The organism is Streptomyces sp. NPDC047000, from assembly GCF_040644295.1.
Lineage (GTDB): Bacteria > Actinomycetota > Actinomycetes > Streptomycetales > Streptomycetaceae > Streptomyces.
Genome location: NZ_JBEYWE010000012.1, coordinates 173,175 through 198,797 on the forward strand (window position 1 = coordinate 173,175; position 25,623 = coordinate 198,797).

At 72.9% G+C, this 25,623-nt stretch carries 23 protein-coding genes; 13 read left to right on the forward strand and 10 right to left on the reverse strand.

The genetic code is table 11. The annotated features are described in order from the left end of the window. Positions 1 to 50: 50 nt before the first annotated feature. Positions 51 to 728 carry a phosphatidate cytidylyltransferase gene (locus ABZ862_RS20745; protein WP_360960095.1) on the reverse strand — a complete coding sequence of 226 codons (678 nt, stop codon included), beginning with the start codon at positions 726 to 728 and terminating at the stop codon, positions 51 to 53. After that, positions 725 to 2,503, reverse strand: coding sequence for a histidinol-phosphate transaminase (locus ABZ862_RS20750; RefSeq protein ID WP_360960097.1), 1,779 nt, complete (start codon positions 2,501 to 2,503; stop codon positions 725 to 727). The genes ABZ862_RS20745 and ABZ862_RS20750 overlap by 4 nt, the downstream gene beginning before the upstream one ends. A 300-nt stretch (positions 2,504 to 2,803) precedes the next feature. Here ABZ862_RS20750 and ABZ862_RS20755 point away from each other — a divergent pair, with 300 nt between their 5' ends. Next, the gene (locus tag ABZ862_RS20755) at positions 2,804 to 3,652 is read left to right on the forward strand and encodes a MurR/RpiR family transcriptional regulator (protein ID WP_360960099.1); all 849 of its coding nucleotides are present in this window, start codon (positions 2,804 to 2,806) and stop codon (positions 3,650 to 3,652) included. Positions 3,653 to 3,821: 169 nt separating this feature from the next. After that, positions 3,822 to 4,406, forward strand: a complete 585-nt coding sequence (locus ABZ862_RS20760; protein ID WP_360960101.1) for a hypothetical protein — start codon at positions 3,822 to 3,824, stop codon at positions 4,404 to 4,406. 91 nt (positions 4,407 to 4,497) lie between these two features. Here ABZ862_RS20760 and ABZ862_RS20765 read toward each other — a convergent pair whose 3' ends face one another. The 5 genes from ABZ862_RS20765 to ABZ862_RS20785 form a co-directional block, all read right to left on the reverse strand. Next, positions 4,498 to 4,872 (reverse strand): hypothetical protein, encoded by a 375-nt coding sequence (locus ABZ862_RS20765; RefSeq protein WP_360960103.1) that lies wholly within the window; start codon positions 4,870 to 4,872, stop codon positions 4,498 to 4,500. Between the two features lie 23 nt (positions 4,873 to 4,895). Then, a complete protein-coding gene (locus ABZ862_RS20770) occupies positions 4,896 to 5,405 on the reverse strand; it encodes a roadblock/LC7 domain-containing protein (protein ID WP_360960105.1) in 510 nt (169 codons plus the stop codon). Positions 5,406 to 5,433: 28 nt separating this feature from the next. After that, positions 5,434 to 6,249 (reverse strand): transcriptional regulator, encoded by an 816-nt coding sequence (locus ABZ862_RS20775; RefSeq protein ID WP_360960107.1) that lies wholly within the window; start codon positions 6,247 to 6,249, stop codon positions 5,434 to 5,436. Further along, positions 6,246 to 6,719: a hypothetical protein gene (locus ABZ862_RS20780; RefSeq protein ID WP_360960109.1), complete on the reverse strand. Its 474-nt coding sequence runs from the start codon at positions 6,717 to 6,719 to the stop codon at positions 6,246 to 6,248. Before ABZ862_RS20780 ends, ABZ862_RS20775 begins: the two co-directional genes overlap by 4 nt. Before the next feature lie 179 nt (positions 6,720 to 6,898). Next, a complete protein-coding gene (locus ABZ862_RS20785; RefSeq protein WP_360960111.1) occupies positions 6,899 to 8,353 on the reverse strand; it encodes a diaminopimelate decarboxylase in 1,455 nt (484 codons plus the stop codon). Positions 8,354 to 8,588: 235 nt separating this feature from the next. Between ABZ862_RS20785 and hutU the strand changes: the two genes are divergently transcribed. Genes hutU through hutI form a run of 4 tightly spaced genes read left to right on the forward strand, consistent with a single transcriptional unit; the run spans position 8,589 to position 14,078 of the window. Further along, positions 8,589 to 10,256, forward strand: coding sequence for a urocanate hydratase (gene hutU, locus ABZ862_RS20790; protein ID WP_360960113.1), 1,668 nt, complete (start codon positions 8,589 to 8,591; stop codon positions 10,254 to 10,256). 35 nt (positions 10,257 to 10,291) lie between these two features. After that, positions 10,292 to 11,503: an allantoate amidohydrolase gene (locus ABZ862_RS20795; protein ID WP_360960215.1), complete on the forward strand. Its 1,212-nt coding sequence runs from the start codon at positions 10,292 to 10,294 to the stop codon at positions 11,501 to 11,503. Continuing rightward, positions 11,500 to 12,849, forward strand: a complete 1,350-nt coding sequence (locus ABZ862_RS20800) for a formimidoylglutamate deiminase (RefSeq protein WP_360960115.1) — start codon at positions 11,500 to 11,502, stop codon at positions 12,847 to 12,849. Before ABZ862_RS20795 ends, ABZ862_RS20800 begins: the two co-directional genes overlap by 4 nt. Before the next feature lie 56 nt (positions 12,850 to 12,905). Continuing rightward, on the forward strand, positions 12,906 to 14,078 hold the full coding sequence (gene hutI / locus ABZ862_RS20805) for an imidazolonepropionase (protein WP_360960117.1): 1,173 nt from the start codon (positions 12,906 to 12,908) through the stop codon (positions 14,076 to 14,078). Between the two features lie 678 nt (positions 14,079 to 14,756). Here hutI and ABZ862_RS20810 read toward each other — a convergent pair. Beyond that, complete coding sequence (locus ABZ862_RS20810; protein ID WP_360960119.1) at positions 14,757 to 15,722, reverse strand: RNA polymerase sigma factor SigF; 966 nt, start codon at positions 15,720 to 15,722, stop codon at positions 14,757 to 14,759. A gap of 238 nt (positions 15,723 to 15,960) precedes the next feature. Between ABZ862_RS20810 and ABZ862_RS20815 the strand changes: the two genes are divergently transcribed. The 5 genes from ABZ862_RS20815 (at position 15,961) to ABZ862_RS20835 (ending at position 20,755) form a co-directional block, all read left to right on the forward strand. Beyond that, positions 15,961 to 16,341, forward strand: a complete 381-nt coding sequence (locus tag ABZ862_RS20815) for an STAS domain-containing protein (RefSeq protein ID WP_360960121.1) — start codon at positions 15,961 to 15,963, stop codon at positions 16,339 to 16,341. Between the two features lie 346 nt (positions 16,342 to 16,687). Next, on the forward strand, positions 16,688 to 17,194 hold the full coding sequence (locus tag ABZ862_RS20820; RefSeq protein WP_360960123.1) for an ATP-binding protein: 507 nt from the start codon (positions 16,688 to 16,690) through the stop codon (positions 17,192 to 17,194). A 130-nt stretch (positions 17,195 to 17,324) separates the two neighbouring features. After that, complete coding sequence (locus ABZ862_RS20825) at positions 17,325 to 18,053, forward strand: LPXTG cell wall anchor domain-containing protein (protein WP_360960125.1); 729 nt, start codon at positions 17,325 to 17,327, stop codon at positions 18,051 to 18,053. A 138-nt stretch (positions 18,054 to 18,191) separates the two neighbouring features. After that, complete coding sequence (locus tag ABZ862_RS20830) at positions 18,192 to 19,421, forward strand: neocarzinostatin apoprotein domain-containing protein (RefSeq protein ID WP_360960127.1); 1,230 nt, start codon at positions 18,192 to 18,194, stop codon at positions 19,419 to 19,421. Positions 19,422 to 19,495: 74 nt separating this feature from the next. After that, complete coding sequence (locus ABZ862_RS20835) at positions 19,496 to 20,755, forward strand: hypothetical protein (protein ID WP_360960217.1); 1,260 nt, start codon at positions 19,496 to 19,498, stop codon at positions 20,753 to 20,755. A gap of 155 nt (positions 20,756 to 20,910) precedes the next feature. Here the strand turns inward: ABZ862_RS20835 and ABZ862_RS20840 are convergent, their stop codons facing one another. After that, positions 20,911 to 22,416 carry an oligopeptide:H+ symporter gene (locus ABZ862_RS20840; RefSeq protein WP_360960129.1) on the reverse strand — a complete coding sequence of 502 codons (1,506 nt, stop codon included), beginning with the start codon at positions 22,414 to 22,416 and terminating at the stop codon, positions 20,911 to 20,913. 535 nt (positions 22,417 to 22,951) lie between these two features. Between ABZ862_RS20840 and ABZ862_RS20845 the strand changes: the two genes are divergently transcribed. Further along, positions 22,952 to 23,629, forward strand: a complete 678-nt coding sequence (locus ABZ862_RS20845; protein WP_020940464.1) for a response regulator transcription factor — start codon at positions 22,952 to 22,954, stop codon at positions 23,627 to 23,629. 11 nt (positions 23,630 to 23,640) lie between these two features. After that, positions 23,641 to 24,912 (forward strand): ATP-binding protein, encoded by a 1,272-nt coding sequence (locus tag ABZ862_RS20850; protein ID WP_360960131.1) that lies wholly within the window; start codon positions 23,641 to 23,643, stop codon positions 24,910 to 24,912. A gap of 74 nt (positions 24,913 to 24,986) precedes the next feature. Here ABZ862_RS20850 and ABZ862_RS20855 read toward each other — a convergent pair whose 3' ends face one another. Continuing rightward, positions 24,987 to 25,586, reverse strand: a complete 600-nt coding sequence (locus ABZ862_RS20855) for a GtrA family protein (RefSeq protein WP_360960133.1) — start codon at positions 25,584 to 25,586, stop codon at positions 24,987 to 24,989. Positions 25,587 to 25,623 lie beyond the last annotated feature (37 nt).

Consider the following 25,623-nt stretch of genomic DNA (forward strand, 5'->3'; position numbering starts at 1 on the left):
CACCAAGGGGCGCACGCAGGTGGAGGCGACCGCTGCCCAGGGGGCGAACGTCAGCGCAGGACAAGCAGGACGGCCAGAGCCATGAGCAGCGAGTCGATCCGGTCGAGCAGGCCGCCGGAGCCAGGCAGCCAGCGGCCGGCGTCCTTGATCCGCGCACCTCTCTTGATCATGGATTCGAGAAGGTCGCCCGCCGGACCACCGGCCGTCGCCGCCACCGCCGTCGGCCGGCTCAGAACGGACAGCACGGCGAGCGTCCCGAGTCCGGCCGCTGCCCCGGCGAGAGTGCCGCTCCAGCGTTTGGCCGGAGACAGGGGCGACAGACGCGGCCCGCCCAGTGCCGGGCCGGCGAAGTACGCCACGATGTCGGCGATCGAGACCGCCGCGAAGAGCGCCAGCGCACTCGCACCGAGCGGTACCAGCGCGGCCACCGCACTCAGCCAGGCCAGCCTGAGGAGGCCGACGCCGAGTCGGCGCAGACCGTGCTCGGCGTCCCCGGCCAGGAGCGGTACTGCGGCCACCGAGAGAGCTCCGGCGGCGACCACCCGCAACACCTGACCGGGTGCCACCCAGGTGGTCACCACCACGCCCACGACCGCTGCGGCCAGCACCACGCGGTCCGTCCGGGCCAGCCGCGGCACCAGCTCACGGCGCCGGGAAACGGCCACCGCGATGCCGCCGAGCACCAGCGCCCCGCCGAGGAAGGGTGCCGGCGAGGCCATGGTGATCACGGCGTGGATCGGGAGACCGCGACGGACCGGAGCCTCGTCGCGGACGCGGCCGGACGCGGGCGCAGTGCGTCCAGGGCGGCACGGAAGGCGGCTGTGATGCGCGCGTTCCCGGCCGTGTCCTTGACCGCGACACGCACGCCGCTTCCCCTGTACAGGGACGACAGCGGCGACAGGTCCCGCAGGTACACACCGTGGCGGCGGCACTCGTTCACCACCTGCGCGGCACTCGGGCCGTCGGCCGGCAGAGTCACGGTGAGGAAGTTGGCCACGGCCTCGTCCACCGTCACGCCCGCGCCCGGCACCGCCAGACCGGCGGCCAGCTGCCGGCGCAGCGCATGGGTGCGGGACCAGCGGTCACCGTAGTACGCCGGGTCACGCAGGGCGGCGACCGCGGCCAGCTGCGCCGGGAGACCGACCGGCCAGGGCGGCGTCCAGCGCCGCAGCTGCCGGGCGGTGTCCGGCTCGGCGACCAGGTACGCGGCGCGCATTCCGGACAGGGCGTACATCTTGGAGAGCGAGCAGCAGACCACGACCCGCGTGTCCACGGCCGCAAGGCCGGCGAGCGACTCGTCCAGGCCGACGTAGCCCAGGTACGCCTCGTCGATCCACCAGCGGGTTCGGGCCGGTGCCGCGTCGATCAGCGAGCGCAGTCGCGCGGCCGGTGCGTGGCGTCCGGTCGGGTTGTTGGGGTTGACCACCACCACGAGGTCGTAGTCGCCCGACCTGACGGCGGTGGACAACCGGTCCGGGTCGATCAGCCAGCCCTCTTCGCGGCGTAACCGGAACCGGTCCACCCGGCATCCGATCACTCTCTCCGTGACATGGGCGTACTCGCCGTAGCCCGGATCCAGCAGGAGCACTCTGCTCTCGGAGGTCAGCCATCGGCCGAACGCCCTGAAGATCAGGTCGGACGAACCGGCGCCGACCACGATCGTCTCGGGCGGCAGTACCCGGGCCGTGGCGATCTCCGCCAGCATGCCCTCGGCGTCGGTGGGCGGTGAGGTCCGGGCGATCCAGGCGGGGTCCTCCATGAGCACCGCTTGCACCCCGGGGGCCGGCGGGAACCAGGCGTCCAGCACGTCGGCCGCGACGATGTCATGACGCCGGTGCAGGTCCCGGAAGTCCGTGCCCATGGCGGCGAACGAGAGGCCGCCGTGCTCACAGCCGTCCGGCCGGGGGGCGAACGGCACGTCCAGCCGCCAGTCCACCGCGGATCGCAGCCGTCGCAGCGCTGTGCCGAACCGGTCCCTCGCCAGCGTCGTCAACCCGGCCACGTCGCCGGTCATCACCTCGAACGTCACCGCGCCGCTGCGAACGGTACGGCCGACCGGATGCAGGCCGGAGGCCAGGTACATGCCCAGAAGCTCGGTACGTCCCATCGCCATTATCCGGCGGCCGCCCCGGGCGGCGGTCCAGCGCAGCGCCGCGTACATCAGCAGCGGTGCCGCCGCGGTGCTCCGCCAGCCCGGTTCGACGGTGAGAATGCGTACTTCGAACAGATCGTCGTCGGCCAGCAGCGGCAGTTCGTCACGCGTCAGGTACTTCTCCAACCCGTATCGCCCCACCCACGGTGGGGTCAGGCTGACGAACCCGATGCGGCTGGCGCCATGTGCCGCGACCAGGTAGACGTTGTCGCCGTCCAGCCCGTCGTGCAGCTGTCCGGACGGATGGGGCTCGTGCTGGCCCAGCTCCGACGCGTACACCCTGTGACGTAGTTCGTGGATCCACTCGAGATCATCCGGAGCGGCAGTGCGCAGTTGCAGGCCATTGATCATGAACATCTCTTTCGAAGCGGGGTGTTCGCATCATGGGGAAGGCATACCGGCCGGGCCAGCGTCGAGCCGCTCAACTCGTCTGAGTACACGTGCTCAGGCGGGGTCGTTCCCTGGGTGCTCAGCTTCTGTCCGTGGCTCGGTGGTCACTGCGGATGACGTTCCGAGAGCAGGAAGAGCGGTTGCGCGGTCGGACGTGGAAGCGGGTGCCGCCCTCGTGGGACCGGGGGCGTGCGATGCTTGCCGGGTTGTATATGTCGATGCAGGATCCTTATCCACTGAATAGTCAGTTGGGGAGCGGTCATGAATACGGCTGACAGCCCCGCCATGCGGTTGCAGGCCCTGTTCGAGGGGCGGCGGCTGACGCCCACGCAGCGGCGGATCGCGCACAGCATGGTGCGGCGGGCCGCCGACGTGGCGTTCCTGTCCAGCGTGGAGCTCGCCGAGCTGGCCGGGGTCAGCCAGCCGTCCGTGACGCGCTTCGCGGTGGCGCTCGGGTTCGACGGATATCCCGCCCTGCGCCGGTATCTGCGGGAGGCCGCGCCCGCCGAGCGGGCGGCCGGAGGGACGGCCGCCCCGTACAACGCCTACCAGCGGGCCGTCGAGGCGGAGATCGACAACCTCCGGCATCTCGCCGAGGTGCTCGCCGATCCGCGGCCCGTGCAGCGGGCCGGGCGGGTGCTCGCCGCCTCACGGCCGCTGCCGGTGCTCGGGCTGCGGGCCGCCGCCGCGCAGGCGTACGGCTTCGCCTACTTCGCCGCCAAGGTCCATCCCGACGTACGGCTCCTCGACGAGGGCGGCACCATGCTGCAGGACCGGGTCGACGGCGCCGTACGGGCGGGCGCGTCGGCGCTGCTGTGCTTCGCGCTGCCCCGGCATCCGAGGGAGGTCGTCGACGCGCTGACGCACGCCCGGGAGGCCGGGCTCACCGTCGTCACCGTCGCCGACTCGGCCTTCGCGCCCGTCGCCAGGGCCTCCGATCTGCTGCTGCCCGCCGCCGTCGGCACCGGGCTCGCCTTCGACACCGTCTGCGCGCCCATGCTGCTCGGACGCGTCCTGCTGGAGGCGATGTGCGACGGATTGCCCGACGCCCAGGCACGCCTGGAGGAGTTCGACGCCAGGGCCGCCGCGCGGGGCCTGTTCGTCGAGTGACGCCGTCCGCCGGGTGACTCTCCGCCGGCCGTCCGGCCGGGCGGGGCCGCAGGGGCCGCGGGGGCCGCGGGGGCCGTTCGGGCGGTCCGGCGCCGGTTCTCAGATTCGTTTCAGCTTCGGTCACTACCCTGTGGCGCCTGACTCATCCGGGACGACGAGGAGGCGGGACATGGCGCGTGGAGGACAGGGGCTGGCTCGGGTGGCCGTCGTCGTACGGGCCGGGGCTGCGCCGCTGTGGTGGCTCGGGCTGTGCGCGGCGGGTGCCGGGGTGCTGGTGCCCGGGGTGACCGGACGGCGGATCGGGGTGCTGGCCGGGGCCGCGCTGTTCATCGTCGTGGCGGCCGTGGTGGCCCGGGTACGCAGACGACGCTACGGCGACCTCGCCCGCGGTGCCGCCAAGGCGGGGAAGTTCGATGTGCTCCAGGACCGTGCGGTGACCGTGCGCACCTGGCGCCGCGGACACCGCTGGTGGCTGCTGCTGGGCTTCGTCGTGGCGCTCGGCAGCTCCTTCGCCGTGCCTGCCGCCGGCGGGATGCTGCTCGCCGGGGCGGGGGCCGGGCTGCGGCTCAAGGCCGCCTGGCTGGGCCGCCGGGAGCGGGCCGGGGACGCCCTGCTGTGGGTGCGGGTGGACTGGCTCGACGCGCGCGGCGGGCGGCCCGCCGGGAAGACCGTCAAGGCGTACCGCGGTACCGGCGTCGCCGCCGGTGACGCCGCTCCGGGCGGGGCGCGTCGCCGTACCGCCGCGCTGGTGTAGCTGCTGCCGGCGCAGCGCGGCGGTACCGGGGCGTGGGCCGACGGGGCTCCGGCCCGTGGCGGGCGGGCCCGCCCGCGGTTGCCGGGCCCCGTCAGACCTCCAGGTCCTCCTCGATCCGCTTCAGCTGGTGCCGGGCCATCGCCAGGTTGGCGCGCTTGGCGTCCAGGACCAGGTAGAGGAACAGGCCGTTGCCGCCGCGCCCGCTGATCAGACGGATGAGGTGGTACTGGTCGGACAGCGTGATCAGGATGTCCTCGATCTGCGCCTTGAGCCCCAGGTGCTCCATGGTGCGCATCTTGGCCCGCACCACGTCGGTGTTGCCCGCGGCGGCGACGTTCAGGTCGAAGCCCTTGTTGCCGCCCATCGTGCCCAGTGCCATGCCGCTGGTGTAGTCGACCAGCGCGACTCCTGTGGCGCCCTCGATGGCGGCGAGTGCCTCTTTCAGCGTGGTTTCGGTGTTCGCCATGACGGTGTTTCCCTCGTTCTTTCTCAACTATCGGTGGTGGTGCGCGCGTTGGTGGCAGTGGTGCGCGGCGCGCGCGGGGTTCTGGTACGGGGTGCCTCAGCGGACCTGGCGGACCTGGCGGAGGTTCGTGCGGCGCGGGCGGAGGACGGGGCGGACGCGCCCTCGGCGGCGTCCACCAGCTCCCCGATGCGGGCCCCGGCCCGGCGGCCCTCGAGATGCAGCCGGCCGATGTTCACCCGGTCCTGGGCGAGCAGCGTCAGCACGACGTCGCTGCCCGCCGCGTACGTGGCGACATAGCCGTAGACGCCCCGCAGGAGCAGCTCGCGGAAGTCCCCCTGGCCGGTCGCGTCCGCCATACGGGCGGCGATGCCGTGCGCCGAGGCGGTGAGCGCGGCGACGTCCGCCGACTCGACGCCGGGGGTGTCCTGGGCGAGCAAGAGACCGTCGACGGTGGCCGCGAGAGCACCCGTGAGATGCGGGACCCGGGCTCTCAGCCGGCGCATCTCGTCGAGTATCTCGGCCTCGGCCGCCATCTGGTCTCTCCTCTCGGGGCGGTGCCGCTCAAAGGGCCTCCAGCGCATCCCTGAGCCTCTTCAGCAATGTGATGTCGGGATCGTTCACCTCGGTCGGGGGGATCGGGACGGGGTCGGGGGCCCGCGGGCGGGGCGCCACGACCCCCGCCGCCACCAGACGCCGTACGTCCAGCAGCGTCGGGTAGGCCCGGCGGCCCAGCTCGCGGGCTATGTCCGGCGCGGTGCGCACGCCGTCCACCCGCTTCAGCACCGCGCGCTGGCGGAGCGTCAGGGGCGGTGGCAGGGGCCGGTCGACGCGGGTCAGCGGGGCCTCGTCCGGTGCGGTGTCCGGCCAGACGCCGTGCAGCAGGCCGCGGCGGCGCAGCGTCTCCCGCTCCACCGCGGCCACCGGTACGGCGCGCAACGCGGCGAAGGGCGGCGCGGTGCCGTAGCGGAACCGGCCGGGGACGCTGCTCGGGGCGAGCGCGAAGTACGCCGCGTCGTACAGCGCGCCCAGGTGGCACAGTTCCAGTGCGCTCAGGGCGAGCCGGCCGGCGTCCGCCAGCAGCCGGAGCGCGCCCGGCGGGTCCCCGGCCCGGCCCTCGGCCTCCTGCCAGACGGCGGGGTCCAGGGTGCCGCGGGCGGTGAGGAGCACGTCGACGCCCGGGGCGAGCGGGCTTTCGGCGTGCACCACCATGCCGTCCACCAGATGCACGGTCCCGCACTCCCGCACCAGGACGCCGGTCGCCTCCTCGGCGGCCAGCCGGGTCAGCATCGGGGAGACCCCGCCCCCCGCCCGGTCCCGGGCGGCCGCGCTGTCCCGTACCGGCAGCGGCGGGGGAGGGGTCGCTCTCAGCACGGTCATCCCAGCACCAGCCGTCCGGCCATCTCGCCGAGCCGGATGCGGGCCAGCGCCAGGTTGCCCTCGGTACGGGCGAGCCACAGGTGCAGGACGATGCTGCTGTCGAACGTCGAGCCTACGAAGCGGAGGACGTGGTAACTGTCCCGGTTGCTGATGATCAGGTCCTCTAGGGGTGGGTCGGCGGGGTCGTCCGGTGTGTCCGGGTCGGTGTGTCCTGCGAGCTGTGGTGGGTGCGGGTCGTGCGGGTCGTCGCGGTGGTGACGGGTGTCCGGGGCCGCCGCCGAGGTGAAGCACCGGTGCTCCGCCGCCAGGCGGGCCAGTTCGGCCGCCTCCGTGGCCGTGGCCTCGTGGTCGCCGCCCGGGGACTCCCCGACGGTGCCCAGGGCCAGGCCGCTCGTCCAGTCGACCAGCGCGGCGCCCCGGGCACCGGGCAGTCTCATGGCTTCCAGCAGGCACTCGTCGATTCCGGGCACCGTTGCTCCCCTCCCGCCTGGGGTTCGGCTCAGTGACGCCGAAACTACGCAACGTGTGCGCGGGGAGTGAGTCTTCCGGCATTTTCCGGTGGAACGTGCCCGGGACGTCTAGTGTGGGTGGGCTGACCCCCGCTTCCCCCTGTGCCGCTTCCGTTGAACCGCGTGCCCTCCGGGGTGCGTCAACGGCGCTCGGACGCGGGGCCGGTGGTGAACGCGGTCGTGAGCGCTGTGGTGAGTGCGGTGGTGTGTGCTCCGCCGGATTCGGCCACGATCTCGGCGCGGGTCTGCGGAGGGCGGACGGTTGCGAACGTGACGGTTGCCGGGGTGGATGCCCCGGTGGGATCCCCGGTCGGATCCCCGGTCGGATCCCCGGTGGTGGCCGGGGTCCGGAGGAAGCCGTAGACGCCCGGTCGGGCCAGGGAGTTGTACGCGTAGTGGTGCGCGAAGTAGTACGCCCCCGTGTCCAGCGCCGCCACCAGGTCGCCCGGCTCCAGCAGCGGCAGGGCGCGTCCTTCCGCGAGCAGGTCGCCCGCGAAGCACGCCGGGCCCGCCACGTCCTGCAGGACGTCGGGACCCGGCTTGGGCCGGCCCTCCGCGTCGTACGCCGCGATCCTCAGCGGCCAGGCCCCCGGCGCGTACACCGTCCGCGTGGCCACCTGCACGCCCGCGTGCGTGATCGCCACCGGACGGCCGCCCGCGCTCTTGGTGTACTCCACCCGTGCCAGCACCGTGCCCTGCTTCGCCAGCAGCGACCGGCCGAACTCGGTCACCAGGCCGTACCTTCCGTCGAACAGGCCCGGCACCGTGTCGCGGAGCAGTCCCGCGTACCCGGCGAACGTCGGGACCGTCTCGTCCGAGGCGAAGTTCACCGGCAGGCCGCCGCCCACGTCGATCGTGTCGACCTGGCGCCTTCCGGCCCGCGCGTTGATCTCCTCGGCCAGCTCGTACGTCTCCGCCACGCCCCGCGCCAGCAGGGCGAGCGGGATGCCCTGGGAGCCGGTGTGGGCGTGCAGCCTCGTCAGCCACGGGCGTTCGGCGAAGGCGCGTACCACCCACTCGCGGGCGCCCTCGTCGCGCAGCGCGACGCCGAATTTCGAGGTCGTGGTCGCGGTCGACAGGGCCTCGATGGTTCCGGCGCCGATCTGCGGGTTGACCCGGATCCCCACGGGCGAGGCGGTCCGTGCCGGGCCGGCCGGGGTGTTCATCAGGGCGTCCATGCGGGCCAGTTCCTGGGGGTTGTCCGCGTTGACGGCTATGCCGAGGGCCAGGGCCTCCCGGAGTTCCGCGGTCGTCTTGGCGGGGGAGTCCAGGACCGTGCGGCCGGCCTCGACACCGGCCGCCTTCGCCAGTGCGAGTTCGCCGGCGCTGGCCACCTCCGCGCCGAGACCCTCCGCGGCGAGGAGGTGGAGCACGGGGACCAGCGGGGTCGCCTTCACCGCGAAGGCGTGCAGGACGGGGGTGCCCGGGGGTGTGACGGCGGCGAACGCCGTGCGCAGGGCGGTGGCGGCCTCTCGGATGCCGGTGATGTCCAGGAGGCCGACGATGGGGGTGGTGGGGGTGAGGAGGTGTTGTCCGACCGCGGCGCGGATCGCCTCGGTGCGGCGGGCGGTGGCGTTGCCGGTGCCTGTGTCCATACCGGGGTCTATACCCGGGGTGGGGGCTTGCGGTGAGGGGTTCGCCCCCGCCGCCCCTTCCCGTTCCCGTCCCCGGGGGCTGTGCCCCCGGACCCCCCTTTCGGCCCTGAATCGGCCCTGGACGGGCCTTGTTCTCAAGCGCCGGACGGGCCGGATGGGCGGGGCGGGGGTGTTGACTAGGTCTATTCAGGGGGTGAGGATGTGAATAATCGGTGTAAACAGGAGGCAGTGCATCATGGCCGGACCCCGTCCCGTACGAGCCCCGCGCGGCAGTGAGCCGAGTGCTCTCGGGTGGCAGCAGGAAGCCGCTCTGCGGATGCTGCAGAACAACCTCGATCCCGAGGTCGCCGAGCACCCCGACAAGCTCGTCGTGTACGGCGGGACCGGGAAGGCCGCTCGTGACTGGCGGTCCTTCGACGCCATGGTCCGCACCCTCACCACGCTCAAGCAGGACGAGACGATGCTCGTCCAGTCCGGGCGGCCGGTCGGCGTCATGCAGACCCACGAATGGGCGCCCCGCGTCCTCATCGCCAACTCCAACCTTGTCGGCGACTGGGCCACCTGGGAGGAGTTCCGGCGGCTCGAGGCCCTCGGGCTCACCATGTACGGGCAGATGACCGCCGGCTCCTGGATCTACATCGGCACCCAGGGCATCCTCCAGGGCACCTACGAGACCTTCGCCGCCGTCGCCGCGAAGAAGTTCGGCGGCACCCTCGCCGGGACCATCACCCTCACCGCCGGACTCGGCGGTATGGGCGGCGCCCAGCCGCTCGCCGTCACCATGAACGACGGCGTCGTGATCTGCGTCGACTGCGACCCCCGCGCCATCGAGCGCCGCATCGAGCACCGGTACCTGGACGTGAGGGCCGACAGCATCGAGGACGCGCTCCGGCTCGCCGTCGAGGCCCGTGACGCCCGCCGGCCGCTGTCCATCGGTGTCCTCGGCAACGCGGCCGAACTGGTCCCGCAGGTGCTCGCCATGGGCGCGCCCGTCGACATCGTCACCGACCAGACCTCCGCCCACGACCCGCTGGCCTACCTCCCCGCCGGTGTCGCCTTCGAGGACATGGCCTCCTACGCCGCCAAGGACCCCGCCGGGTTCACCACCCGCGCCCGGGAGTCCATGGCCCGGCACGTCGAGGCCATGGTCGGATTCATGGACGCCGGTGCCGAGGTGTTCGACTACGGCAACTCCATCCGCGGCGAGGCCAAGCTGGCCGGCTACGAGCGGGCGTTCGCCTTCCCCGGCTTCGTGCCCGCCTACATCCGGCCGCTGTTCTGCGAGGGCAAGGGACCCTTCCGGTGGGCCGCGCTGTCCGGTGAGGCGTCCGACATCCACAAGACCGACCGGGCGATCCTCGACCTCTTCCCCGAGAACGAGTCCCTCGCCCGCTGGATCCGCCTGGCCGGTGAACGCGTCCACTTCCAGGGCCTGCCCGCCCGTATCTGCTGGCTCGGCTACGGCGAGCGCGACAAGGCCGGTGAGCGGTTCAACGACATGGTGGCCTCCGGCGAGCTGGCCGCCCCGGTCGTCATCGGGCGTGACCATCTCGACTGCGGGTCCGTCGCCTCCCCCTACCGGGAGACCGAGGCCATGCTCGACGGCTCCGACGCCATCGCCGACTGGCCGCTGCTCAACGCCATGGTCAACGTGGCCTCCGGTGCCTCCTGGGTCTCCGTCCACCACGGCGGCGGCGTCGGCATGGGCCGCTCCCTCCACGCCGGGCAGGTGACCGTCGCCGACGGTACGAAGCTCGCCGGGGAGAAGATCCGGCGCGTGCTCACCAACGACCCCGGCATGGGCGTCATCCGGCACGTCGACGCCGGGTACGACATCGCCGAGTCCGTCGCCGAGCGGCGCGGGGTGCGCGTGCCCATGCGCGAGGGCGGGGAGGAGGCGTGACACCGGGCCCGGCCACAGGTTCCTCCTTCAACGAGATGTGGCACGAACTGCTGCCCGTCGGGCGTCACACCGGCAGCGGCGGGTACCGCCGGTTCGCCTGGACCCCGGCCGACGGCGAGTGCCGGGACTGGTTCCGGGAGCAGGCGGCGGCGCGCGGGCTCACGTACGAGGCCGACCGGAACGGCAACCAGTGGGCCTGGTACGGAGACCCGGCGGCCGGGAACGCCGTGGTCACCGGCTCGCACCTCGACTCCGTGCCCGACGGAGGCGCCTTCGACGGGCCGCTCGGTGTCGTCTCCGCCTTCGCCGCCCTCGACGAACTGATCGCCCGCGGTGTGCGCCTCAGCCGCCCCCTCGGCATCGTCAACTTCGGCGACGAGGAAGGCGCCCGGTTCGGCCTCGCCTGCGTCGGGTCCCGGCTCACCACCGGACAGCTCACCGCCGAACAGGCGCACCTGCTGACCGACGCCGACGGCATCACCCTGCCGCGCGCCATGGAGGCCGCGGGCCACGACCCCGACGCCATCGGGGCCGATCCCGGACGGCTCGCCCGTATCGGTGCCTTCGTGGAACTCCACGTCGAGCAGGGGCGCGCGCTCGACCTGTCCGGCGACCCCGTGGGCGTCGCCAGTGCCATCTGGCCACACGGCCGCTGGCGGTTCGACTTCCGCGGCGAGGCCAACCACGCCGGCACCACCCGCCTCACCGACCGGCACGACCCGATGCTGCCCTACGCCGAGACCGTGCTCGCCGCCCGCCGCGAGGCCCGTGACGCCGGTGCCGTCGCCACCTTCGGCAAGGTCGCCGTCGAGCCGGGCGGCGTCAACGCCGTGCCCTCCCTGGTACGCGGCTGGCTCGACTCCCGCGCCCCGCGGCAGGACACCCTCGACACCGTGGTCGGCGGGGTGGAGAAGGCCGCCCGCGCCCACGCCGACGAGCACGGCGTACGCCTCGACGTCGTCCGCGAGTCCTTCACCCCCGTCGTCGAGTTCGACCACGCCCTGCGTGACGACATCGCCCGCCTCCTCGGCCGGGAACACGGTGACCGGGGCATCACCGTCCCCGTCCTGGGTACCGGAGCCGGACACGACGCCGGGATCCTCGCCGCACGCATCCCCACCGCCATGCTGTTCGTGCGCAACCCGACCGGCGTCTCGCACTCCCCGGCCGAATCCGCCACCGAGGACGACTGCCTGGCCGGGGTGCGCGCACTCGCCGACGTACTGGAAGGACTGGCCTGCCCGTGACGGGGAGCACGCACCCACGCACGTACTGGCTGGAGCACGCCTGGCTCGGCACGCACGTCGAGCCGGGCGTGGTCCTGACGGCCGCCGGCGGACGGATCACCGGGCTGCGCACCGGCGCGCCCGCTCCGCCGCCCGGCGCCGAGGTGCTGCGCGGGCTCACACTCCCCGGGCTCGCCGACACCCACAGCCACGCCTTCCACCGCGCACTGCGCGGCACCGTCCAGGTCGGCTCCGGCACCTTCTGGACCTGGCGCGAGACCATGTACTCCGTCGCCGACCGGCTGACGCCCGACACCTACCACGCCCTCGCCCGCGCCGTGTACGCCGAGATGGCGCTCGCCGGGGTGACCGCCGTCGGCGAGTTCCACTACGTCCACCACGCCCCCGGCGGCACCCCCTACGGCGACCCCAACGCCATGGGCGAGGCCCTGATCGCGGCCGCCGCGGAGGCCGGTGTCCGCATCACCCTCCTCGACACCGCCTATCTCTCCGCCGGCTTCGGCGAACCGCCGGACAGCCATCAGCTGCGCTTCTGCGACGGCAGCGCGGAGGCCTGGGCCGAACGCTGTTCAGTTCTCAAGGAACGCGATCACGCACGGATCGGCGCCGCCATCCACTCCGTACGGGCCGTGCCCGCCGGTCAACTGGTCACGGTGGCGGAGTGGGCGGAGCGGCGGCGGGCCCCGCTGCACGTGCATCTGTCCGAGCAGCCCGCCGAGAACGACGCCTGCCTGCGCGCCCACGGCTGCACGCCCACCCGGCTGCTGGCCGACCACGGCGTCCTCGGACCGCGGACCACCGGCGTCCACAACACCCACCTCACCGACGACGACATCGCCCTCATCGGCGGCTCCGGCACCGGGACCTGCATGTGCCCCACCACCGAACGCGACCTCGCCGACGGCATCGGCCCCGCCGCCGCCCTCCAGGCCGCCGGTTCCCCGCTCAGCCTCGGCTCCGACAGCCACGCCGTGATCGACCTGTTCGAAGAGGCCCGCGCGATGGAGCTGAACGAGCGGCTGCGCACCCGCACCCGCGGCCACTGGACCGCCGCCGCCCTGCTGCGCGCGGCCTCGGCCGACGGGCACGCCGCCCTCGGCTGGCACGACGCGGGCAGCCTGCGGGAAGGGGCCCTCGCCGACTTCACGACGATCGCCCTCGACTCGGTCAGAACGGCAGGACCGCTGCCCCGGCTCGGCGCGGAGACCGCCGTATTCGCCGCGTCAGCGGCCGATGTACGTCATACGGTCGTGGGCGGGCGGCACGTCGTGCGGGACGGGGCCCATACGCTCGTACCCGATGCGGCGGCCGCGCTGGCAGCCGCCGTCGGCGCACTGCGCGGCTGAACCCTCCGGCACCCGCCGTCCGCACGAACGCCCCCGCCGTCACCGCTGAGGACACCATGAGCAGCACTGTCATCACCAACATCGCCACGCTGATCACCAATGACACCTCCCTCGGCGACGGCTCCCCGCTCGGTCTGATCCAGGACGCGGCCGTCGTCATCGACGGTGACCGCGTCGCGTGGACCGGTGAGACAAGCAAAGCACCCGCCACTGACAACCGGGTCGACGCGGCGGGCCGGGCGGTCCTCCCCGGCTTCGTCGACTCCCACTCCCACCTCGTCTTCGCCGGCGACCGCACCGCCGAGTTCAACGCCCGGATGTCCGGCCGGGCCTACAGTGCGGGCGGCATCCGCACGACCGTCGCCGCCACCCGCGCCGCGAGCGACGAGGCCCTGGAGGCCAACCTCACCCGCCATCTCGCCGAGGCCCTCCGGCAGGGCACCACCACCATGGAGACCAAGTCCGGCTACGGCCTCACGGTCGCCGACGAGGCCCGCGCCCTGCGTATCGCCGCCGCCCACACCGACGAGGTCACCTATCTCGGCGCCCACGTCGTGCCGTCCGACCACGCCGGGGACCCCGACGGCTACGTCGGCCTCGTCACCGGTGAGATGCTCACCGCCTGCGCCCCGCACGCCCGCTGGATCGACGTCTTCTGCGAGAAGGGCGCCTTCGACGGCGACCAGGCCCGCGCGATCCTCACCGCGGGCCGTGCCGCCGGACTCGGCCTGCGCGTCCACGCCAACCAGCTCACCCGCGGCCCCGGCGTCCGGCTCGCCGTCGAACTCGACGCGGCCAGCGCCGACCACTGCACCCACCTCGGCGACGCCGACGTCGCCGCCCTGGCCGGCAGCCGTACCGTCGCCACGCTGCTGCCCGGGGCCGAGTTCTCCACCCGCGCCGAGTGGCCCGACGCGCGCCGCCTGCTGGACGCCGGTGTCACCGTGGCCCTGTCGACCGACTGCAACCCCGGGTCGTCGTTCACCTCGTCCGTGCCGTTCTGCGTCGCGCTGGCGGTGCGGGACATGGGGATGACCCCGGACGAGGCCGTCTGGTCGGCCACGGCGGGCGGCGCCGCGGCCCTGCGCCGCACGGACATCGGCCGCCTCGTCCCCGGCGCCCGCGCCGACCTGATCCTGCTGGACGCCCCCAGCCACGTCCACCTGGCCTACCGCCCCGGCGTCCCGCTGGTCACGGCGGTGTGGCGCGGAGGCGTACGGGTGGCCTAGGCGGCCGGCCTAGGCGGTCGGCCTGAGGCGGCCCGGGTCCTCCGGGGGCGGCCTGGGCTTTCCAGACGGCGTCGGCCCCGGACGGCCCCAGAGCCTCAGACGGCCGAGGAAGCCCCGGACGGCTCCGGACGGTCGCGGAGGCCCCGGACGGCCTGAGCGGCTGCTGCGGGCCTGAGCGGCCGCTGGCGGCCAACCGGCCTTGGCGGCCTCAGCCGTCCGAGCGGTCCGATGTGACTGGAGACGGTCGAGACGGTCCAGAAGACCCGGACGGTCGGGGCGACCCGGGCGACGCGGGCGGGCCGGGCGATCTGGGCGACGCGGGTGGGCCGAGCAGGTCAGGCGGTCGGGGCGACGCGGGTGGGCCGATCCAGGTGGGCCAGCCGATCCAGGTGGGCCGAGGTGGGCCGAGCAGGTCAGGCGGTCTGGGTGGACCGGCCGAATCGGGCGGTCAGGATGACCTGGGCGACCCAGGTGGGCCCGGCGGTCGGGGCGCCCCAGGCGGGTAGAGCGGGTCAGGCGGTCGGGGCGGGCCGGGTGGGGCGAGCGATTCGGCTGATCCCGGTGGGGCAGCCCCGGGTACCGGCCGGCCCTGACATACCGGCCGGGTCGGGGTGTGCCCATCGTCGTGCACGGGAACGGTCCGGCATAGATGTTCCCGCGGGTAACCCCGACCGGTCGTCAGTTTTCGGCCGTCAGGCCCTTGCGCAGCCGCACCAGTGTCCGGGAGAGCAGCCGCGACACGTGCATCTGGGAGATGCCGAGCTCCTCCCCGATCTCCGACTGGGTCATCCCGCCGACGAAACGCAGGGAGAGGATCCGCCGGTCGCGCGACGGGAGCCTGGCGATGAGGGGCTTGAGCGACTCGACGTACTCGATGCCCTCGATCCCGTGGTCCTCGTAGCCGATGCGGTCCGCGAGCGTGCCCTCGGAGTCGTCCTCCTCCGCCTGCGCGTCCAGCGAGGAGGCGGTGTACGCGTTCGACGCGGCCATGCCCTCGACGACCTCGTCGTCGCTCAGCCCCAGATGCCGGGCGAGCTCCGTCACGGTGGGGGCCCGGTCCAGCCGCTGCGCCAGCTCGTCGCCGGCCTTCGCCAGGTCGAGCCGCAGCTCCTGCAGACGGCGCGGGACGCGCACCGACCACGAGGTGTCACGGAAGAATCGTTTGATCTCACCGACGATCGTCGGCATGGCGAAGGTGGGGAACTCGACGCCCCGGCTCAGCTCGAAGCGGTCGATCGCCTTGATCAGGCCGATCGTGCCGACCTGCACGATGTCCTCCATCGGCTCGCTGCGGGAGCGGAACCTGGAGGCCGCGAACTTGACCAGGGCGAGATTGAGCTCGACGAGGGTGTTACGGACGTACGCGTGCGCGTGCGTGCCTTCCTCGAGGCACTCGAGCCGCTCGAAGAGGGTCTTGGACAGGGCGCGGGCGTCCACCGGCCCCACCTGGTCGTACGGGGGGATCTCCGGGAGCCCGGCGAGCATGTCCCTCGGTGCGCCGGCCGGCTGGTGCTGCCGCGGGAACTCGTCGTGGCGCACGGCCGGGTCGTGCCGCGCGGCGGGGTCCGGGCCGTCCGGTCGTGATGTCGACGTCGCCGTACGGGTATGCGCTGCGTCGAGCCGGGGTGACATGATGTCCTCCATCGTTCTCGGCATATGGCTGCCGAAGCCAGTACGTGCACTGCGGTGTGCGGCGCCTCCGAAGCCGGCCGGCCGGTGGTGTGTCCCTACTAGCCCTACCCGCTTCCATGAGACCGTCGCAAGTGCACTCTGTTGCGGTATGTACCGTTTGGGGGCGGTTGTTCGGGTGTCGGAGATTGTGGAGAAGGCGTAATGTTCGGGGGCGTCAGCAGCAGCCACGACCTCGGGAGAGAGAGACGGCATGGACCGCGGGACGGTCGGCAGTGCACAGTCGGGCCGGCTTCTGGTGGAGGTGCGGGAGGAGGGCTCAGGCGCCGTCGTGACACCGGCGGGTGAGCTCGATCACCACACCGCCGATCTGTTGCGCGAGCCCCTCGAGAGCCTCTTGTCCAAGGGGATCGCGAAGCTGGTCGTGGACTGCACGAGACTGGAGTTCTGCGACTCCACGGGGCTCAATGTGCTGCTCGGCACACGGCTGAAGGCGGAGGCCGCCGGGGGCGGGGTGCGTCTGGCGGGGATGCGGCCGGTGGTGGCGCGGGTCTTCGAGATCACCGGCGCCGACGCGGTCTTCTCCGTGCACGACACCGTCGAGTCCGCCCTGGCCGAGGACGCCGGGGGCTGAACCCCGCCCGGCGGCTTCCCGCTCCCGGACCGTGCCGTACCTCTCGTCGAACGGGGGGTGTTCCGGCGGTCCCGTCGGGCAGGAGACTTCCGGGACCTGTCGGCCGGCGCCCGGCGCCGGAGGACGGGACCCCGCCCGCCGGGCGGCGCGCCGACGGGTACGGACGTAACGGCCGGGGACGGCCGGAACCGCCCGCGCCCCGCGCGCGTACTGACGTGCAGATGTACAGACACAGCAGCGGACCGGCATGACGACGGACGGCCGTACGACCGGCCTGCCGCGCGTGTCGACCGGATGAACGAACCATGATCTTGTGAAACTGGTGAATCGGTGAGGTGAGGCGCTGATGAGCACCACCCGGCCCTGCTCGCCGGGCGACCGCGGCCCGGAGTCCGGCGGATCCTCCGGGATGTCCGCGGCGGCCGCGGACGCGCCGCCGGAGAGGGGACAGGTCCGCACGCTCCGCCTCGACGGAGAGAGCGGGGTCGTCCCGCTCGCCCGCGACTTCGCCCGTCAGGCGCTGTACGCGTGGGGCTGGCTGCCCGCCGCGACGGCCGACCGGCGGGCCGTCGCGGAGGACGTGCTGCTCGTCGTCTCCGAACTGGTCACCAACGCCTGCCTGCACGCCGAGGGGCCCGACGAGATGCGTATCGCCTGTGACAACAAGGTGATCCGTGTCGAGGTCTCGGACCGCGGCTCCGGTCATCCGTCGCCGCGCACCCCGCACCGTGCCGGGCGGCCCGGCGGGCACGGGATGTTCATCGTGCAACGGCTCTGCCTGGACTGGGGTGTCGTCCGCCGCGACGGCGTCGCCGGCAAGACCGTGTGGGCGGAGCTCGGCGTTCCCGCCTGAGCGCCGCCCCGCCGTCTTCTCGCACCTGCTCCGGATCGTCACAACTCCGGCGTGCGCCGTGTCTTCCCTCCTCTCGTACCCGGGCGTACCTTGACGGCCGATCTGATGCTCCGTCAGGAATGAGGGGACCGTGTCGTACCAGAAGCGAACCGCCGCGCTCGCGTCCGTCGCGGCCCTGGCCGGCTCGGTGGTCGTGATGGCCGCCCCGGCGGCCCGGGCCGACGTGGTCGACGTCGATTACCGCTGCCAGACGCCCATCGGGGTGAAGAGCGCCGTCTCGCCCATCGACATCACGGGGGTGAAGAGCGGCAGCGCCTACAAGATCACCATGTCCTGGCAGAAAGGCGTGTCCTCCAGCCCGGTCGAACTGGGCAAGGGCGCGATGAATCCCAGCGCGACCATCAAGCTCGGGGGCGCGGACAGCGGAACCATGACGGTGACAGGACCTGCCAACCAGGCCGCCATCCCCGCCAACACGCCCATCAAGATCAACGACCTGAGCGGCACCTACACCCCGAAGGCGTCCGGCAAGGTCACCTTCACGGCGGCCGTGCTCACCATCAAGGCCCTCGGTACGACGACCACCTGCACGCCCACCAACACCCCCAAGCCGTCGCTGACCCTGGACGTCACCGGGGCGAGCGGAAGCAGCGGGAGTGGCAGCAGCGGGACCGGCTCGTCCAGTGGCAGTGGCAGTGGCAGTAGCAGTGGCTCCGGCTCCGGTGGACAGCTTCCGCAGACCGGCCCCGAGGACTCGGTGGTCGCCCTCGGCACCCTCGGCGGCACCGTGCTCCTCACGGGTGCGGCGGGTGCCCTCTGGCTCTCGCGGCGGAACCGGACGGTCCGCGCGAGCCGCTGAGCCCCGTCCGCTCCCCGAGCAGTACGCACGACCGCCGGAGCCACGACCGCCACGGCGCACACCTGCCCCAGAGCGCCACCGCACCGCACCGCCGCCGGAGAAGACACCGCCGGAGACCGCAGCCCGCCGGAGCCGCCCATGCCGTCCACGCCGCCCGCAGCGTACGTATCGCCGGCCGGCCGCGCCCCGCTCCTCGCGCCGCGCCCCCTCCGTCCGCTCCTCGTGCTCGCCGCGGTGTTCGCGCTGCTCCTGCTGCCCCAGGCACCCCTGGCCGCCCTGGCACCCGCGGCGTCGGCCGCCGGGGGGCCCACCGTGAAGCTGTCCGCGTCCCAGGCGGGCGCCGGAGGGTCGGTCACCGTGACCGGTACCGGCTGGCAGCCGGGTGCCGTGCTGATGCTGATCGTCTGCGGACGCGCCACCCCCGCCCGGGGTGTGGTCGGCGGCACCAACTCCTGCGCCAACGCGGACGGCAGAGCCGTCACCGCCGATGCCCGGGGCGCCTTCAGCCGCCGTCTGCCGGTCGCCGAACCGCCGGTGCCGTGCCCCTGCGTGGTGCACGTGGCCACCGCCACCGGTCCCGCCGCCGATGCCGACGCCGTCCTCCGGGTCGCCGGACACCCTGTCGCGGCGCTGCCCGCCGAGCCCTCCACCGGCCGTCTCTCCGTCCTCACCGATGTCCGTCTCGACGGCTCGAGCGGCCTGCTGACCTGGTTCGGCGCCCCGCCCTCGCGCACCCTCGTCCTGACCGTCGGGAACGCCGGTCCCACCGCCGTCAAGGACCCGGTGTTCCGGGTCGGCACCGCGCACGGCGTGTTCGCCCCGCAGTGGGACGAGCAGCAGTGGCACGGCACCGTCGCGCCCGGCGGCAGGGCCCGGATCGCGCTGCCCGTCGAACTGGCCGCCGGGGCGCACGGTGACTACGACATCTCCCTCGAGTACGGCGGCAAGGTGCTCGCCGAGCAGCCGTGGGGTGTGGGGCGGCCGTGGGGCGTGACCCTGTTCTGGATCCTGCTCTGCGTGGTGGTCCCGGCGGCGGTGTTCCGCGCGGGGATGGCCGTGGTCGACCGGGTCCGCGGCGGGCGGGTCCGTGACGGCCGGGTCCGCCCGCGCCGCTCGGCGGGCCAGGGACGCCGTACCCCCCGGCTGCCCGGGTGGCCCAGGTCGCCTCGGCTGCGGATCCCGGGATCCGGTGGCGCCCCCGCCGAGGACACTCCGCCCCCGTCCCCGGCCCTGCCGTGGTTCACCCCGGGCTCCGGCCCGGGTGCGGCCGGGCGGCTCTCCGCACCGCACGACGCCGGTCCCGACCATCCCGCCAGTCCTCCCAGTTCCTCGAGTCCCACGACTCCGACCAGGAAGGGACCCATGTGAGCACGTCAAGGAGAGTCACCCCGGCCGGTCCGCGCGGCGGCGCGCACAGGGCGGGCGCGGCGGCGTCCGCACTGGTGCTGGGCGCGGCCGGAATCCTGCTGGCAGCGGCCGCCGGACCGGCCCGCGCCGCCGAGGTGTCGTACGCCACGCACTGTGTGCCGCCCGCCGGGATCACCCCGGTGGACGGCACCACGAAGGTCGAGGTCACCGCCCCGGCCACCGCGAAGGTCGGCGACACGGTCGACGTGGTGTGGAAGTTCGTGCAGGCCGCGTCCAAGAACCCGGACATCATCGACCTGCCCGCGAACTCGGTCCAGCCGTCCGGTGTCCTCAAGGCGGCCGGGGCGCAGACCGGGGACATCGCCGTGCAGGGACCGCGCGAGAACCCGGCGATCCCCAAGGGCGCCGCCATGACGCTGTCCGACATGAAGGGCACCGTGAAGCTCACGGCGCCGGGCGAGGTGACGCTGACACCGGACGCGTACACGGTCAACGCGATGTCGACGGACACCAGGTGCACGCCGACCGAGACCGTCCCGAAGGCGGCGACCATCGAGGTGAGCGCCGGGGACGGCGGCTCGCCGGGCACGAGTACGAGTCCGACGCCCTCCGATTCCGCCTCGCAGCCGGGGACCTCGTCGCCGTCCGCCTCAGCCTCCGGCTCCGAGTCGGCCTCGCCGTCGGAGTCCGCGAGCGACGGCACCGGGCAGACCGACTTCACCGGCAAGGAGGTCGAGGTCCCCTACGCCTGCAAGACACCCATCGGGGACAAGAGCGCCACCTCGCCGGTGCAGATCAACGCGAAGAAGAACGGCGGCAGCTTCGACCTCACCGTGCAGTTCAAGAAGTCGGTGATGGACAGCCCCGCCGACATCCCCAAGGACTCCGTGAAGCCGTCGATGGAGGTCGTGCTCGGCGGCTCCGACAAGGGCACGGTCCATGTGGAGGGCCCCACCAACGCCTCCGACATCAAGTCCGGCGACCCGATCGCGGTCCCCGACCTGACGGGCACCTACAAGCCGGGCGCGAGCGGGCGGTCGACGCTGTCGCCGGGCGTCCTCACGGTCAAGGCGCTCGGCACGACCACCACGTGCACACCCACCAGATCGGAGGTGTCGCTGACGCTGGACACCACCCAGCAGGCGTCCGGCGCGAGCGGGGGCACCTCGGGCTCGGGGGGCACGTCGAGCGGCGGCACGTCGTCGAGCGGCGGTCTCGCACAGACCGGCTCCGGTGACCACGGGGCGCTCAAGGCGCTGGGCCTGGTCGCGGGCACGGCGATCCTGCTGGGCGGCGCGGTGTTCACGTTCATGCCGGGCCGCCGTACGCGCTGAGCACGCGCCGCCCCGGCAGCGGGAACGGCGACGGGCACCGGAACCGGAACGGCAACGCGCACCGGAACGGCAAAGGGCCGCCGCGCCCCGGGACACAGATCCCGGGGCGCGGCGGCCCTCCGCCCGGCCGCGGCCGGGAACGCCGCGGACGGGCGTCAGCGCACGTCGCCCATCAGCGTGTTGACCTTGCGGCGGTACATCCACACCGCGCCACCGGCGATCAGGGCGAGGACGGCCTCCAGGCCGACGAAGCCCATCCGGTCGAGGTTGACACCGCCGACGGCCGGGTTGGACAGCAGGGCGGTGATCGAGTCGCCCGCGGTGACCGCGAGGAACCAGACGCCCATCATCTGCGAGGCGTACTTCTGCGGTGCCATCTTCGTGGTGACGGACAGACCCACCGGGGACAGCGTCAGCTCGCCGATCGTCTGGACGAAGTAGATCGCGACCAGCCACATCGCCGCGGCCTTCGTGCCGTCCTGGGCGATCGACAGCGGGGCGAGGAAGAGCACGAACGACGCGCCGACCAGGACGAGCCCGGAGGCGAACTTCACGATCGTGCTCGGCTCCTTGCCGCGCCGGTTCAGCCACAGCCACAGCCACGCGAACACCGGCGCCAGGGCCATGATCATGACCGGGTTGACCGACTGGTACCAGGAGACCGGGAAGTTCCAGCCGAGGACGCTGTTCTCGGCCTTGCCGTCCGCGAAGATCGACAGCGTCGAGCCGCCCTGGTCGTAGATCATCCAGAACACGGCGGCGGCGACGAAGAACCACACGTACGCGCGCACCTTCGACCGCTCCGCGGTGGCCAGGTCCTTGTCGCGCAGGATGCGGACGATCACGAAGACCGGCACGATCAGGCCGATGAGGGTCAGCGGGATCAGCGCCCAGTTCAGGGTGAAGTGACCGGTGAAGCCGACGACGCCGTAGAACACGGCGGCGACCGCGAGCCAGGCCAGGCCCTTGCGCAGGGTGGCGGCCTTCTCCGCGGCGGGCAGCGGCGTCGGGACGATGTCGCTGCGCGCGCTCAGGTGGCGGGTGCCGAGCAGGAACTGGGCCAGACCCAGCGCCATGCCGAGCGCGGCGAGACCGAAGCCCAGGTGCCAGTTGTAGTTCTCACCGACGGTGCCGATGATCAGCGGCGCGGCGAACGCGCCGACGTTGATGCCGATGTAGAAGAGGGTGAAGCCGCCGTCGCGGCGGCCGTCGTCCGGGCCGTCGTAGAGGTGGCCGACCATCGTGGAGATGTTGGCCTTCAGCAGACCCGAGCCGATGGCGACGAGACCGAGACCGGCGAAGAAGGTACCGGCCGTCGGCAGTGCCAGGGACAGATGCCCGCACATGATGACGATGCCGGCGACGGCGACCGTCTTGCGCGGGCCGAGGAAACGGTCCGCCACCCAGCCGCCGGGCAGGGCGAGCAGGTAGACGAGTGACACGTACACCGAGTAGATCGCCGTGGCCGCACCCGCAGTCATATGCAGGCCGGCCGGGGCCACCAGGTACAGCGGGAGCAGGGCTCTCATGCCGTAGTAGGAGAATCGCTCCCACATCTCGGTCATGAACAGCGTGGCCAGGCCGCGGGGGTGGCCGAAGAAGGTCTTCTCGGAACCGGGGGTGCCCGGGGTGACCGAGTCCTTCGTCAGGCTGGACGCCATGGTCGTTCCTTGTGGTTCGGGGCGCGCTCGTGGGGGTCGCCGTGCTCGGTGGAGCAGGAGACCCCGGGGGACGGTTCGCGCCCGGTGGGGCGGCCGGTGCCGGGGAAGGCCGGACCGTCCTGTCCCACGCCCGGGGGTTCCGCTCCGGGTCACGGAGAGGTGGACGGCGACCACCGGGATGCGCGCCCCGTTCGCGTCGTTGGGCTCGGGGCCCGGCCACAGGTCGTTCCTCACACGGGCCGGCGGGGCCGTCCGTATGCAAAAGCGCCCTTCGGGGTCGGAATGTCCGCCGAAGGGTACTGCGGTTCTACAGGCGTAGATAAAATCTAGCCGAATTATTAACGGCCACGGAAGGGCTTGAGACACGGATCACAGGTGGTGAGGGAACTAAGGGCGCCCTTTCCAAGGTTATCGCCAGATCGAGGTTTCCGCAGGTTCACCGCCTGCCCCACCGGGTCCCGGCCCGCCCGAAGGTAAGAAACCGCGCGTCGCGATCACACCCCGGCAGCCTGCGCGGTCGGACTACCATCGCCTCATGACTCGTGTACTGCTCGCCGAGGACGACGCGTCCATCTCGGAGCCGCTGGCCCGCGCCCTGCGCCGGGAGGGCTACGAGGTCGAGGTGCGCGAGGACGGACCCACCGCGCTCGACGCCGGGATGCAGGGCGGTGTCGATCTGGTCGTGCTGGACCTGGGCCTGCCCGGCATGGACGGCCTCGAGGTGGCCCGCCGGCTGCGTGCCGACGGCCACACCGTCCCGATCCTCATCCTCACCGCGCGCGCCGACGAGGTGGACACCGTCGTCGGCCTGGACGCGGGCGCCGACGACTACGTCACCAAGCCCTTCCGCCTCGCCGAACTCCTCGCCCGGGTCCGGGCCCTGCTGCGGCGCGGCGCCGCCGAGCCCCAGCAGCCGCCCGCCACGCACGGCGTGCGCATCGACGTCGAGTCGCACCGCGCCTGGATGGGTGACGAGGAACTCCAGCTCACCGCGAAGGAGTTCGACCTGCTGCGGGTGCTGGTGCGGGACGCCGGACGGGTCGTCACCCGCGACCAGCTGATGCGTGAGGTCTGGGACACCACCTGGTGGTCGTCCACCAAGACCCTCGACATGCACATCTCCTGGCTGCGCAAGAAGCTCGGCGACGACGCGGCCAACCCCCGCTACATCGCCACCGTGCGGGGCGTGGGCTTCCGCTTCGAGAAGAGCTAGACGACCCCGGCATGCGCCGTCGACTGATCCAGTCCACGCTCGCCGTGGTGCTCGTGGTGATCGCCGTCTTCGGGCTGTCGCTCGTCATCGTCGAGACCCGCACCATCAGCAACAGCGCCCAGGACCGCGTCGACTCCGAGGCCGTACGGCTGGCCAGCATCGTGGACAGCCGTATGCTCGGCGCGGAGAGCGTCACCGCCGAGATCCTGCGCAGCCAGGTCACCCCCGGCCAGTACGCCGTCATCCGCATCCCCGGCAGACCGGTCATCCGGCTCGGCACCCGGCCCGGCGGCGATGTCATCCGCTCCACGGCCGCGGGCGAACAGGGCGAGACGGTCAGCGTGCAGGAGCCCCGCTCGACCGTGTCCCGCGAGGTCGGCCGCACCCTGCTGATCATCGTCCTGGTGGCGCTGCTCGCCGTGGTGGCCGCGGTCCTCCTCGCGGTACGCCAGGCCAACCGCCTCGCCTCCCCGCTCACCGACCTCGCCCGCACCGCCGAACGCCTCGGCTCCGGCGACCCGCGCCCCCGCCACAAGCGCTACGGCGTCCCCGAACTGGACCGGGTCGCCGACGTCCTCGACTCCTCCGCCGAACGCATCGCCCGGATGCTCACCGCGGAACGGCGCCTGGCCGCCGACGCCTCCCACCAGCTGCGCACCCCGCTGACCGCGCTGTCCATGCGGCTGGAGGAGATCACCCTCACCGACGACCCGGACACGGTGAAGGAGGAGGCGACCATCGCGCTCACCCAGGTGGAACGCCTCACCGACGTCGTCGAGCGGCTGCTGACCAACTCCCGCGACCCGCGCACCGGCTCCGCCGTCCCCTTCGACCTCGACGAGGTCATCCAGCAGCAGCTCGCCGAGTGGCGCCCCGCCTACCGCAGCGCCGGGCGCGCGATCGTCAGCTCCGGCAAACGGCATCTGCGGGCCGTGGGCACGCCGGGCGCGGTGGCGCAGGTGCTGGCGGCGCTGATCGAGAACTCCCTCATGCACGGCGGCGGCACGGTTGCGCTGCGCACCCGCGTCACCGGCAACCAGGCCGTCGTCGAGGTGACCGACGAGGGACCGGGCGTCCCGGCCGACCTCGGGGCACGGATCTTCGAGCGGACGATCAGCGGCCGCAACTCCACCGGGATCGGCCTGGCCGTGGCCCGCGACCTCGCGGAGGCCGACGGCGGCCGGCTGGAACTCCTCCAGGCACAGCCGCCGGTCTTCGGCCTCTTCCTGTCCCGGACCCCGCCCGCCCGCAAGCCCGACGGGGACCTGCCGACGGTCCGCTGAGGCGAGAGGCGGGAACCTCCGTACGGCGCCGGGGCGGCGCCGGGGCGGCGCCGGGGCGGCGCCGGGCTCGCAGGTCAGACGCGCTGTCCGGCGGCCCGCCGCTTCTGCTTCGCCAGTTCGACGCGGGCCAGCTCGACGCGGGCACCGGCCACTATGTCGGCCTCCGTCTCGGCCTCGGCGTCGGCCTCCGCCTTCGCGAGGACCGCCTCCGCGTCCGCCACGGCGTCCGCGCCACCGCCGGTGTCCTCCGCGGGCAGCGTCTTGAACACCCACGTGCGGTACGACCAGAACCGGAACAGCGTCGCGATCCCGATGCCGACGACCTTGAAGACGTTGCGCTGCACCTGGGTGTCCCAGCCGAACCCGTAGATCGCGGTGTACAGGATGCCGTTCTCGATGACCAGGCCGATCACGCTGAACACCAGGAAGAGCGTGAGCTCCTTGCTCTTGGCGCTCTTGTCGCGGTCCCGGTAGGTGAAGTAGCGGAAGCCGACGTAGTTGCAGCCGATGGCCACGACGGTCGCGATGACGTTCGCGCGGACCGCCTGGAGGCTGGTCAGATGCCACAGCAGATTGGAGACGGCGAAGTTCACCACCGTGCCCAGGGCGCCCACGGCCCCGAATCTGGCGACCTCGTCCAGCCGGCGTCGCAGCCCGGGGGAACCACGGTCCATGGTCGTACAGGCCCCCGTTCGGGTAGCGGACAGTCAA